Source organism: Actinokineospora spheciospongiae, from assembly GCF_000564855.1.
Classification (GTDB): domain Bacteria; phylum Actinomycetota; class Actinomycetes; order Mycobacteriales; family Pseudonocardiaceae; genus Actinokineospora; species Actinokineospora spheciospongiae.
In genome coordinates this window covers 1-12534 of record NZ_AYXG01000236.1, presented here as the reverse complement: position 1 = coordinate 12534, position 12534 = coordinate 1, and the positions used below count along the sequence as shown (strand labels likewise).

The window sequence follows — 12534 nt, the reverse complement described above, 5'->3', positions numbered from 1 at the left end:
CGCCGGTTCGTTGGGTGGCCGGGTTTCGCTGCGCCCGGTGGGGCTGCTGGTGGCGGGCCGCCTGGCCGGTGGTCGGCGGGTGGTCGGCGGCTGCGCTGGGGTTCGGGGTGGCTGGTGGCTGGGCCTGCGGTCCGCGCCCGGCGCGGGGCCGTGTTCGCCTGGGTAGCGTTCTGCCCATGCGTGCTGTGCTGTTCGAGGAGTTCGCCGGGCCCGTCGCGGTTCGGTCGGTGCCTGATCCGACACCTGCCCGTGGTGGGGTGGTCATCCAGGTGGGTGCCACGGGTCTCTGCCGCAGTGACTGGCACGGGTGGCAGGGGCACGATCCGGGGATCGCGCTGCCGCACGTGCCCGGCCACGAGCTGGCGGGCACCGTTGCCGAGCTCGGTTCTGACGTGCGCGGGTGGGCGGTGGGGGACCGGGTCACGGTTCCGTTCGTCTGCGCCTGTGGGCGCTGCCCGGCCTGCGCGGCGGGGGCGCAGCAGGTGTGCGAGCGCCAGACCCAGCCCGGGTTCACCCACTGGGGGTCGTTCGCGGAGTACGTGGCGATCGACGACGCCGAGGTCAACCTGGTCGGGCTGCCCGCCGGGGTGCCGTTCGACGTGGCGGCGGGCCTGGGGTGCCGGGTCGCCACGTCGTTTCGGGCGGTGGTCGCCCAGGGGCGGGTTGCGCCGGGGGAGTGGGTTGCCGTGCACGGGTGTGGCGGGGTGGGGTTGTCGGCCGTCGCGGTCGCGGTGGCGGCCGGGGCCAGGGTGGTGGCCGTGGACATCTCCCCGCAGGCCCTGCTCCTGGCGCGGCACCTGGGTGCGGAGGCCGTCGCGGGTTCTGCCGCCGAGGTGGTGGAGGTGACCGGGGGTGGTGCGCACCTGTCGCTGGACGCGTTGGGCAGTGCGGTGACGTGTGCGGGGTCGATCAACTCGCTGCGCAGGCGCGGCAGGCACGTCCAGGTGGGGTTGCTGCCGACCGACCCGCCGGTTCCGATGGGGCGGGTGATCGCCTACGAGTTGGCGGTCCTGGGCAGCCACGGGATGCCCGCGCACGCCTACCCGGCGCTGCTGGACCTGGTCACCTCGGGTCGGCTGCCGGTGGATCGCATGATCACCCGCCACCTCCCGCTGGTGGAGGCGCCCGCCGCGCTGACCGCCATGGACACCGCCCCGGGCAACGGGGTGACGATCATCGAACCGTCGCGTGCGGGTGGAGCGGCCTGATGGCTGTGCCCCCGGGGGAGGCCCGGGGGCACAGCCACGCGATCGGGATCAGCGGGGCTCGTAGGACAGGTTGGGGCGGAGCCAGCGCTCGACCTCGCCCACCGGCATCTGCCTGCGCTCGGCGTAGTCCTTGACCTGGTCCTGGTTGATGCGGCCCACGGTGAAGTAGCGGGAGGCGGGGTTGGCGAAGATGATGCCGCTGACCGCCGCCGCCGGGGTCATGGCGTAGGACTCGGTGAGGCCCATGCCGTGGGATTCGGCTTCGAGGAGGGTGAAGAGGTCCTTCTTCTCCGTGTGGTCGGGGCTGGCGGGGTAGCCGAGGGCGGGGCGGATGCCGCGGAAGCGCTCGGCGTGCAGGTCGGCCAGGTCGGGGGTGGCGTCGGGTTCGAACCACTCGCGGCGGGCCTTGAGGTGTATCCACTCGGCGAAGGCCTCGGCGAGGCGGTCGGCGAGGGCCTTGACCATGATGGCCTTGTAGTCGTCCTGCTTGGCCTCGTACTCGGCGGCGAGCTTGTCGGCGCCGTGGATGGCGACGGCGAAACCGCCCAGGTGGTCACCCCCGGGGGCCACGTAGTCGGCCAGGCAGCGGTTGGGCCTGCCCTCGGGCTTTTCGGTCTGCTGGCGCAGCATCGGGAAGCGGACACCCACCTCGGGGAGGACGATGTCGTCGCCCTCGCTGTGGGCGGCCCAGAAGCCGTAGGAGCCCCGGGCGGTGAAGGAGCCCTCGGCGATGATCTGGTCCAGCAGGGCCATGGCGTCGTCGAAGAGTTCGCGGGCCACCGGCTGTTCGAGGATGGCCGGGTACTTGCCCTTGAGCTCCCAGGCGAGGAACAGGAAGGTCCAGTCGACCATCTCGCGGAGCTCGGGGATGGTCGGGGACACCTCCCGCACGCCGGTGAACGCGGGGGTGGGCAGGTCGGCGAAGTCGACCTCCTCGCGGTTGGCCCTGGCCGCCGCGAGGGTCAGCAGGGCCTTGTGCTGGCGGTTGGCGTGCTGCACGCGCAGCTTCTCCTGGTCGACCCTGGTCTCGGCGGCCAGCAGCTCCGCGCGGTCGCTGTTCATCAGGTCCGAGACCACGCCGACCACGCGGGACGCGTCGAGGACGTGCACGGTGGTGCCGTCGTAGGCGGGGGCGATGCGCACCGCGGTGTGCTGGCGGGACGTGGTCGCGCCGCCGATGAGCAGCGGCAGCTTGAGGCCGCGGCGCTGGATCTCGGTGGCCACGCCGACCATCTCGTCCAGCGACGGGGTGATCAGCCCGGACAGGCCGACCGCGTCCGCGCCCTCGGCGACCGCGGTGTCGAGGATGGTGGCCGCGGGCACCATCACCCCGAGGTCGATGACCTCGTAGTTGTTGCAGCCCAGCACCACGCCGACGATGTTCTTGCCGATGTCGTGCACGTCGCCCTTGACCGTGGCCAGCACGACCTTGCCCTGGCCGCGCACGGCCTCCTCGCGGCCCTCCAGCCGGGCCTTCTCCTTCTCCGCCTCCATGAACGGCTCCAGGTAGGCCACCGAGCGCTTCATCACCCGGGCGCTCTTGACCACCTGCGGCAGGAACATCTTGCCCGCGCCGAACAGGTCGCCGACGACCTTCATGCCGTCCATCAGCGGGCCCTCGATCACGTCGAGCGGGCGCGCGGCGACCAGGCGGGCCTCCTCGGTGTCCTCCTCGACGAAGTCGACGATGCCGTGCACCAGCGCGTGCTCCAGCCGCTGCGCGACCGTGCCCTCGCGCCAGGTCAGGTCGACCACGCGCTTGGTGCCCTTGCCCTTGACGTTCTCCGCGTAGGAGACCAGCCGGTCGGTGGCGTCGGGGCGCCGGTCGAACAGCACGTCCTCGACCAGTTCCAGCAGCTCGGCCGGGATGTCCTGGTAGACCGCGAGCTGGCCCGCGTTGACGATGCCCATGTCCAGCCCGGCGGTGACGGCGTGGAACAGGAACGCCGAGTGCATGGCCTCGCGGACGACGTCGTTGCCGCGGAAGGAGAACGACAGGTTCGAGATGCCGCCGCTGATCCGCACCCCGGGGCAGCGCTCCTTGATCAGCGGGAGCGCGTCGATGAACGCCTTGGCGTAGCCGTTGTGCTCCTCGATGCCGGTGGCCACGGCCAGCACGTTCGGGTCGAAGATGATGTCCTCGGCCGGGAACCCGACCTCCTCGGTGAGCAGCTTGTACGCCCGGGCGCAGATGTCGACCTTGCGCTCGGTGGTGTCGGCCTGGCCCTTCTCGTCGAAGGCCATCACCACCACACCGGCGCCGTAGTCGCGGATGGTGCGCGCCTGGGCCAGGAAGGGCTCCTCGCCCTCCTTGAGGCTGATCGAGTTGACCACGCCCTTGCCCTGCACGCACTTGAGCCCGGCCTCGAGCACGCTCCACCGGGAGCTGTCGACCATCACCGGGATGCGGGCCACCTCGGGCTCGGTGGCGATCAGGTTCAGGAACGTCACCATCGCCGCCTCGCTGTCGAGGAGGTCGGCGTCCATGTTGACGTCGAGCAGGTTCGCCCCGCCGCGCACCTGCTCAAGGGCGACGTCCACCGCGGCCTGGTGGTTGTCGCCCTCGATCAGCCTGCGGAACTTGGCCGAGCCGGTGACGTTGGTGCGCTCGCCGATCATCACGAACCCGGTGTCCGGGCCGATGGCGAACGGCTCCAGCCCGCTGAACCGGGTCACGGGCTCCGGCCGCGCCACCTCGCGCGTGGGCATCCCCTTGACCGCCTCGGCGATCGCGGCGATGTGCGCGGGGGTGGTGCCGCAGCAGCCGCCGACGGCGTTGACCATGCCGCTGCCCGCGAACTCGCCGATCAGGGCCGCCATCTCGGCCGGGGTCTGGTCGTAGCCGCCGAAGGCGTTGGGCAGGCCCGCGTTGGGGTGGGAGGCGGTGAAGGTGTTGGCGAAGCGGGCCAGCTCGGCCACGTGCGGGCGCACCTCCGCCGCGCCCAGCGCGCAGTTCACGCCCACGACCAGCGGCTCGGCGTGCGCGATCGAGCGCCAGAACGCCTCGACGGTCTGCCCGGACAGGGTGCGGCCGGACAGGTCGACGATGGTCACCGAGATCCACAGCGGGAGCTGCGGGGCGACCTCGCGGGCGGCGGCGATGGCGGCCTTGCAGTTGAGCGTGTCGAAGATCGTCTCGATCATGAGCAGGTCGACCCCGCCCTCGGCCAGCGCCGCGATCTGCTCGGCGTAGGTGGCCTTGACCTGGTCGAAGGTCACCGCGCGGTACGCCGGGTCCTCGACCTTCGGCGACAGCGACAGGGTGACGTTGAGCGGGCCGATGGACCCGGCGACGAACCGGCCGCCCGCCTCGTCGGCGGCCTGGCGGGCCAGCCGGGCCGCCGCCAGGTTCATCTCGCGCACCAGCGGCTCCAGGCCGTAGTCGGCCTGCCCGATGCTGGTGGCGGTGAAGGTGTTGGTCGTGGTGATGTCCGCGCCCGCGGCCAGGTACTGCCGGTGCACGTCGAGGATGACGTCGGGGCGGGTGAGGTTCAGCAGGTCCGGGTCACCCGTGACGTCCTTGGGGTGGTCCGCGCCGATCAGGTCGCCCCGGAAGTCCTCCGGGCTGAGCTTGGCGCCCTGCAACATGGTGCCCCACGCACCGTCGAGGACCGCCACCCGCTGGGCGAGCAGTTCCTCGAGGGCACGAGTCCGGTCACCGGTAGTTGTCGTGGCGCTCGACGGAGTTGCCAATGGCCCACCTCTCCTGTTGGAGACGCCCTTGCCGACTGCTTCGCGGGACGAGCGTGGCGGGGTGACCCCCGTCGCAGCGCCTCTCGACCCGGGCATCGACTTTACCAAGGCCGGGTCCTCCGGGTGGGTGGCGATCCACACCTCGGACACCGACCGCGCGCGACCGGCGGTTTCCGGTGCCTCGATCCCGCTCACGTCTGCCCGCACGGCCCGCCCCAATCGTCGTCCTCGGTGGTGGCGGGACCAGCCTGTCGCCCCGGGTGCAACGCGAGAGCAAGACGGCGTTGTTCCCGGTGCCGAGGCCACCACTCGGCGTCCACCCGCTCGGCGGGCCCCTGGTCAGCGCACATCGAAGACCTTGCCCGGGTTGAGGATGCCGCGCGGGTCGAGCGCCGCCTTCACCGCGCGGTGCATGGCCAGCACGGCCGGGGACAGCTCGGCGCGCAGCCCACCGCGCTTGAGCAGGCCCACGCCGTGCTCGCCGGTGACGGTGCCGCCCAGCGCCAGGGCGTCGCCGATGATCCGCTCGAACGCCGCCCGCGCCCGCTCCCGGGCGGCGGTGTCCCCCGGCGGGGTGATGAGCAGCGGGTGCAGGTTCCCGTCGCCCGCATGCGCGATGTTGGCGATGAGGGTGTCGTGCGCGGTCGCGGCGGCCTCGATGCGCGCGAGCATCTCCGGCACCGCCGCCACCGGCACGCAGACGTCCTCGGTCAGCACCGGCCCGAGCCGCTCCAGCGCCGGGTAGGCCAGCCTGCGCGCCTCGAACAGGGCGTCGGCCTCGGCCTGGTCGGTGGAGCGGGCCGCCCAGGTCGCCCCGGAGCGCTCGAAGCAGGCCAGCACCGCGTCGGCCTCCTGCTCCCCGGCCACCCCCGGCGCGTCGGTGCGGGCGAGCAGCACCACCTCGGCGTCGACGGACAGGCCCATGTCCTTCCACTGGTCGACCGCCGCCAGGCAGTGCCGGTCGACCAGTTCCAGCGCCGAGGGCGTCAGCCGCGCCTGCGCCACCGCCGCCACCGCCCGCCCGGCGTCGACCGCGGAGGAGAAGTACCCGGCCACGGTGTGCTCGGGTGGTCGGGCCGGGCGCAGGCGCACGGTGACCTCCGTGATCACCCCGAGCGTGCCCTCCGAGCCCACCACCAGGCCGGTCAGGTCGTACCCGGCGACGCCCTTGGCGGTGCGCCGACCGAGCCGGACCACCTCGCCGGTGCCGGTGACGACCTCCAGGCCGAGCACGTAGTCGCGGGTGACGCCGTACTTGACGCAGCACACCCCGCCCGCGTTGGTCGCCACGTTGCCGCCGATGGTCGACCAGGGCGCGCTGGCCGGGTCGGGCGGGTACCAAAGGCCCTGCTCCGCGCACGCCGCCCGGAGCACGTCGTTGACCACGCCGGGCTCCACCACGGCCAGCCGCTCCTGGGGGTCGACCTCCCGGATGGCGGTCATGGCCTCGGTGGTCAGCACCACGCAGCCCTCGACCGCGTTCGCGCCGCCGGAGAGCCCGGTGCCCGCCCCGCGCGGGACCAGCGGGGTGCCGGTGTCGAGGCAGGCGCGGACGGTGGCCAGCACGTCGGCCGTCGTCCGGGCGCGCACGACGGCGGCCGGGGTGCCGTGCGGGGCCCACTCCGCCTCGTCGTGCCGGTGGCCGCCGGTGTCGTCGAGGAGGGTGCCCGCGGGCAGTGCGGCTCGGAGCCGTTCGAGGACCGGTGCTGCTGTCATGCCGTCCACGTTATGGGCAGTCGCGGAATCGTGCGTCGAACCATCCACAGCCCCTTCATTCGTCCACAGTGCCCGGTCGGGCCTTGCCGGGTGCGGGCGGGGCGGTGTATGGGAGCCGCCGCCGTTCGGGTCGGGGGTGTACGCGGGACGGGAGCCGCGTTACCGTCCGAAGCGGCCTCCCCGGCGCGCCGGGGGAACACTGGCTTACGTGGATGTGTTGAGGGAGAGGGGAAGCATGCCGGAGCGGGTGGCGACCGACCTCCGCCGCGGCGGCCTCGCCGACCTGCCCGCCGTACTGGCGATGCTCGACGGCGCGGTCGACTGGCTGGTCGCGCGCGGCCGGGCCGGGCAGTGGGGGGAGCGGCCGCTGTCCGAGCGGCCCGCGCGGGTGACGAAGATCGTGCGGGACCACATGGTGTGGCTGGCCGAGGTGGCGGGCGAACCGGTGGGCGCGATCATGCTCCAGCCGGCGGCGCCCGCGCACATCCCACCCGCGAGCGGGCCGCAGCTCTACGTGACGCTGCTGGTGGTCGACCGGCGGTTCGCCGGGCACGGCATCGGGCGGACGCTGCTGGACCTGGCGGTGTCGGAGGCGCGCAGGCTGGGGCTGCCGGTGCTGCGGGTGGACTGCTTCGCCGGGGTGGACGACCGGCTCGTGCACTACTACCGGGCGGCCGGGTTCGTCGAGGAGTCGCGGTTCGACCTGAACGGCTGGGAGGGGTGCGTGCTGTCGCAACGGGTGTTGTCCACAGGCTGAGGGCCGGCGGTTCCGGATTGTCGGTGCCCTGTGGTTGAGTTGAAATCGGGGGTCCCCCGGGGCTTGTCCACTGTGGACTGGCGGTGGGGGCGGGTGCGTGCTGGTCGTGCACCCGTGTCGGTCGTGGGTGCAGGTCGGTTGTGAGCAGGCGTCGGCTGTGGGCAGGCGTCGGCTGTGGGTGCAGAGGGGGTTGCCACGGGGGTCCCTGGCGGGGGCGGGAACTCCTGCGCGGTCGGGGGTGGAGCAGGGGTTCGGTACGGCAGGTGAAACGAAGGGGGTTGGTTGCGCACAGTCGGGTGAGGCTCGGGCTCGATCGGCGGATCAGGTGGACGGGGCGCTTGTCCTGCCGGGAGCGGGCAACCCTGGGGCCCCAGTGCCCCCGCCTCGGGTGGGAAGCCATTCGGGGCGGGGGCGCGTCGCCGCCGCGGAGAAGGGCGGCGACGCGCCAGGGGGCGGGGAGGGCTACTCCTCCTCGTCCTCCGGTTCGAAGGGGGCGACGGTCCACGGGGAGGTGGGCGTCTCGCGCTCGGCGGCGTGGCCGATGGGGATGGTGGACAGGTCGGGCAGGGTGGTGTCGCGGTCGACGAGGACCGCGAGTTCGACCACGCGGGCGTCGTCGAGGTCGATCTCGGTCTCGCCGAAGAACTGGAACTCGCCGTCCTCGTCGTGGAAGATCCAGACGACGGGTTCGCCGTCGAGGACCGGCTGGGTGGTCCAGGCGCGGTCGCCGTCGAACTCGTCGTCCTCGGACTGCTCGCTGATCTCCCAGGCCGCGCCCACCACGGCCCGCTCGGCGGCGTGGCCGACGGGGAGGGTCATCAGGTCGGCCAGGCCGGGGTCGAGCTTGAGCAGGTCCTCGATGTGGGTGATGACGCCCTCGTCGTCACTGGTGACCTCGGTGTCGCCGAGCACCCGCCAGTCGCCGTCGTGGTCGTGGAACACCCAGGTGATCGGCTCGCCGTCGAGCACGTAGGTGCTGGTGTAGGCGTGCGGGTGGTCGTGCTCGTCCTGCTGGTCGTCGTGCTCGCTCATGGGCGCCATCGTGCCCTAGAGGCCCCGGTCCAGCACCGCGGCCGTCACCCGGTCGTCGATCGAGGAGGTGGGAGACTCCGCCGCGACCCACGGGTCCCCGCCGAACCAGGTCTGGAAGATCTTCTCCGCGGTCCGGGTGGCCAGGGCCTGGCTGGTCAGCGTCGGGTTGGCCCCGCCGGCCGAGTTCGCCAGCGCCGAGTTGTCCGCGATGAACAGCCGCGGCACGAAGCGCGCCTGGCCGTCGGAGTCCAGCACGGACGTGGCCGGGTCCAGGCCCATCCGCATGCTCGACTGGACGTGCAGCAGCAGCGGCGCCCAGTCCATCCGGTGCACCGCGCGCGCCCCGGCGGCCCGCATCAGCTCGACCGACCGGGCCGCGAGGAAGTCGCGGTTGCGGCGGGTGCGGGCGGTGCGCTTGCGGTGCTGGATCTCCACCCGCGCCACCCGGCCGTGCTCGTCGGAGGGCAGGACCGACGACAGCGTCACCCGGTTGTCCGCCTGCACGTCGTCGTCGGTGACCACGAGCGCGGTCAGCAGGTTGTCGACCTTCGACAGCGCGCCCTTGAGGTCGTTGCCGACCAGCCGCCCGAGCGTGTCCGCGCCCTGCGGGCCCACGCCGCTGTCGTTGTCGTAGACGCCGGAGATGCCGGAGTCGCTGAAGGTCATCGCGAAGCTCTGCAGGGCGGGCGGCAGGCAGACGTTCTCCACCCCGCCGTACCCGGGGAAGTCGCAGCGGACGTTGGAACCGGCGCCGCGCGAGGAACCCACGTAGGAGTCGAACTCGCCGAACACCCAGTCCAGGTGGTGCTCGGTCAACCCGCGCCCCACCCAGTCGTTCGGGTTGGGCAGGCCGCTGTTGAACCACAGCCGCGGGTTCTCGACGCACCCGCCGGAGAGCACCACGACCTTCGCCTCCACGGTGTGCAGCGCGCCGTCGGGCGTCCGGTAGACGACCCCGCGCGCCTCACCGTTGGACATCAGCACCTTCACCACGTACGCGTCGGTGATCAGCTCGGCCGCCTTGCCGCCCTGGGACCACGCGTCGGCGGTGAGCATCATCGGCACGTAGGAGTTGTCCGTCGACCGGCGGGCCTTGAGGTTGCGCGGCGCCTGCCGGGGTTCGACGCAGCCCTGGAAGCAGTGCCCGCAGAACGTGCAGCCCTGCGCGTCCGGGTAGAGCAGTTGCAGGCGGTCGTTGGTCCGGCCCGCCGTGCCCTGCGGTTGCAGGATGCAGTTCTCCTGTGCGCGGTAGGCCGGGCCGTGCACGTCCTTCGTCGTCTGGTGCGCCAGCCCGAGCCCCTCGGCGCCGCGGAAGAAGAAGGACTCCTTGGTGCCCATGGGCGCGGTCTGCACCGGCAGCGTCTGCTCCACCCACTCCAGGTACGGGCGGAACTCGTCGTAGCCGAAGGGGAACAGGTGCGCGGTGTCGTACTCGGCCTTGTCCGGCCCGTCGTAGCCCGCGAACACCCCGGCGGGCGGGCGGGGGCAGTTGCCGAAGTAGTGCAGCGTCGTGCCGCCCACCCCGGCGATCTGCCAGACGAAGGAGTTCTGCGGGAAGTCCCGCAGCCACGGCGCCTCCGACCGCCTCGACGGCCCGACCCGCAGCACGCCGGTGATCGGGTTGTTGGCGTCGTCCTCCAGCCGGGTCCACTCCTGCTCCGGGCGCAGGTGCCGGGCACCCGCCTCCAGCACCAGCACGTCCAGGCCACGACCGGCGAGCTCCTTGGCCACCACCGGGCCGCCGCCGCCGGACCCGACCACCACCACGTCGCGCATCTGCACTCCTTCAATCAGCTCGGTCGGCTCGATCAGCTCAGTCGGTGACGCGGTCGACGCCGCGGTAGTAGCCCTGGAACTCCGCCCACCCGTCGCTGACCCCGGCGTAGCCGGACAGGTCCCAGCCGACCGGCCGCCGGGTGAGCTGGTGGGTGGTCCGGTCGAACACCGGCGCCTCGGAGTAGACGGCGAAGGCGGCCAGGGTGGGGATGGTGTTGATCAGGAACCGGACCGGGGTGCCGTCGGCCAGGCCGGGCCGCTCCAACCGGCGCAGCACCTCGGCCTTCTCCGCGTACTTCAGGTTCGCGAACGCCGCGGCGAACGGGCCGAAGTTCGAACCGGGGTTCACCGCGCTCGCGGTGATGTTGAGGATCGCGGCGACCGCCGCCGCGCCCGGCAGGTTCAGGTCGAACGGCCTGCCCACCAACGGGTACGGGATCGCCTGGTCGTAGGTGTACTCCAGCGCGGGCGCGGCGAGGGCGTCCACCCCGCCGGTGGTCTCGGAGGTCACGCCCTGGTGCCGGGAGAACCGGTCACCACCGGGGACCAGGAACGCCAGCAGGCCCTGGAAGGTGTCGCGGATCGGGGGCAGGGCAACGGCTTCCGCGGTGGGGAGCGAGACCCCCACCGCGGTGAACGCGGCCGCGAAACCCAGTCCGGTGAGCATGGTTCGTCGGTTGATTTCGGTGGGCATGGACACCGCCTCAGCTCGGGTGTCCGCTGACATTAGGTCGGCATCCGGTGGTCTTCCAGGGCTCGCGGCGAAGTTCCCCGAGGTTGACAACGACGTGGTCTGAGGTTGTGGGAAGTGTTGTGCGTCTTGAGGTGTAAGCGCAGGGAATCTGGGTACGGGGATGTTTCCTGTCGCAGTTGAACAGTGCTCGTCTTTCAGGCGGCCGGGGACGAGGTCCAGGCCGGGGGGGCGGCCTGGACCCTGTCGGAGTTCGGTCAGGGGTGGGGGATGTGGTTGTGCTTGATGGCGGTGATCAGGGTGGGGATGTGGGTGGTGAGGGTGGGGCCGGTGGTGTTCTTGGAGTCGCGGAGGGCGGTGAGGGTGCCCAGGACCTCCACGCAGCTCTGGTCGTTGGTGCTGCGGGTCGACTTACGCCAGGTTGGCCGGGGGGACATCTGTTGTGGTCTCCATTCGGTTCGCCAGTTCGTGGATGAAGCGCGCGGAATCGTCAGGACTCATGCTCACCTGCCGCACCTTCTCCACGGCTCGTTTGTATGCGTTGACATCGTAGTCTTGATGCAGCCACAAGGTTGTGCGACGGGTTCCGACGAAGGCCACGGTGTTGATCTGGCTGGAGTCGATGAGGGTGAAGGTGCTTTCCAGGCCCGGGTGCCAACCCGCCCCGAAAGGGATCAGGTGGAGGTGGATTCTCGGGCGGGATGCCATGCCGACGAGGTGGCGCAGTTGTGCGGTCATGGTTTGTCGGCCGCCGATGTTCTGGTAGAGCGCGCCTTGGCCGATGAATGCCGTGAGTTGTGGGGGTGTTTGCCGGTCGAGGATGTGCTGGCGGTTGATCCGCGTGTGCACCCGGGCGGGGATTTCCTCGGCGGCGATGTCGTCGCGGGACATCATGGCCGAGATGTAGTCGGGGGTTTGCAGTGGGCCGGGGACCAAGAGAGGGTTGACCTCGGTGATGGCGGTGGCGTTCTCCTCGAACTCGACGTAGGCCGCCATCTGCTGGCGCTGCTCGGGCAGGGTCGTCGGCATCCACTGCGGGTCGTGGGTGCCGAAGGCGAGGGTCATGATGTTCTCGTACTCGTCGCCCTCCACGCCCAGCACCGTCAGGATGCGTGCCACCTGGTCGGGGGCGGGGGTGCGCTCGCCGGTCTCCCAGCGGGAGAGGATCGCCGGGTCCTTGTTGAGTCGGAAGGCGAACTCGCGCAGCTTCCAGTCCCGACCGAGCCGCGCCTGTCGCAGGGCGTTGCCCAGTACCACCGATTTGGGGGTCTTCGCCATTCCCACTCCGCTGTTGTCGGCCGGTTACGTCACTGCGTAACCGGTTTTTCCAGTCCATCACCCGTTGCGCGTAATGCGACACCGGGCTATCTCGGCGGGCACTCCGCGCTTTCCCAACGGACTCCGTTGAAGCAGCAAGCTACCACCGGCGGCGGACATTGCCCGACGTCCATCCACATGTGGACAACTCGCTTTGTCGGCGCATTTCTGTCGTACCCCCTCGGTAGTGTGGAATTCGGGGGTTCCCTGGGGGGTGTGGACAACTCGGGGGTTGTGCGGCGGGTTTGTCGGTGGGGGTGTGGTGGGATGCGGGTGAGTTCTGCCCGGGGTGGACGTGGGGCGGAGGTGGGTGGTGTTCGGGGGTGAGGCAGGGCGGGGGAAGG

At 71.5% G+C, this 12534-nt stretch carries 9 protein-coding genes; 2 read left to right on the top strand and 7 right to left on the bottom strand.

What is annotated here, in order from left to right:
- The first annotated feature begins 176 nt into the window (after positions 1-176).
- On the top strand, positions 177-1208 hold the full coding sequence (locus tag UO65_RS30105; RefSeq protein ID WP_035289414.1) for a zinc-dependent alcohol dehydrogenase family protein: 1032 nt from the start codon (positions 177-179) through the stop codon (positions 1206-1208).
- A gap of 48 nt (positions 1209-1256) precedes the next feature.
- On the opposite strand, the gene metH is transcribed toward UO65_RS30105, so the two are convergent.
- Together metH and UO65_RS30095 are read right to left on the bottom strand one after the other, a co-directional pair.
- Complete coding sequence (metH, locus tag UO65_RS30100) at positions 1257-4901, bottom strand: methionine synthase (RefSeq protein WP_233427898.1); 3645 nt, start codon at positions 4899-4901, stop codon at positions 1257-1259.
- Between the two features lie 339 nt (positions 4902-5240).
- Positions 5241-6617: an FAD-binding oxidoreductase gene (locus tag UO65_RS30095; protein ID WP_035289422.1), complete on the bottom strand. Its 1377-nt coding sequence runs from the start codon at positions 6615-6617 to the stop codon at positions 5241-5243.
- 235 nt (positions 6618-6852) lie between these two features.
- On the opposite strand from UO65_RS30095, the gene UO65_RS30090 reads away from it, so the two are divergent.
- A complete protein-coding gene (locus tag UO65_RS30090; protein WP_035289413.1) occupies positions 6853-7374 on the top strand; it encodes a GNAT family N-acetyltransferase in 522 nt (173 codons plus the stop codon).
- 462 nt (positions 7375-7836) lie between these two features.
- Here the strand turns inward: UO65_RS30090 and UO65_RS33850 are convergent, their stop codons facing one another.
- The 5 genes from UO65_RS33850 to UO65_RS30065 form a co-directional block, all read right to left on the bottom strand.
- Complete coding sequence (locus UO65_RS33850; protein WP_052022005.1) at positions 7837-8406, bottom strand: hypothetical protein; 570 nt, start codon at positions 8404-8406, stop codon at positions 7837-7839.
- A gap of 15 nt (positions 8407-8421) precedes the next feature.
- Complete coding sequence (locus UO65_RS30080) at positions 8422-10182, bottom strand: GMC family oxidoreductase N-terminal domain-containing protein (RefSeq protein WP_035289409.1); 1761 nt, start codon at positions 10180-10182, stop codon at positions 8422-8424.
- Positions 10183-10219: 37 nt separating this feature from the next.
- Positions 10220-10876 (bottom strand): hypothetical protein, encoded by a 657-nt coding sequence (locus tag UO65_RS30075; RefSeq protein ID WP_152552353.1) that lies wholly within the window; start codon positions 10874-10876, stop codon positions 10220-10222.
- 254 nt (positions 10877-11130) lie between these two features.
- Entirely contained in the window at positions 11131-11310 is a 180-nt protein-coding gene (locus tag UO65_RS35235; protein ID WP_084176388.1) for a DUF397 domain-containing protein, read from the bottom strand.
- Positions 11285-12151: a helix-turn-helix domain-containing protein gene (locus UO65_RS30065; RefSeq protein WP_035289407.1), complete on the bottom strand. Its 867-nt coding sequence runs from the start codon at positions 12149-12151 to the stop codon at positions 11285-11287. Before UO65_RS30065 ends, UO65_RS35235 begins: the two co-directional genes overlap by 26 nt.
- Positions 12152-12534: the final 383 nt, after the last annotated feature.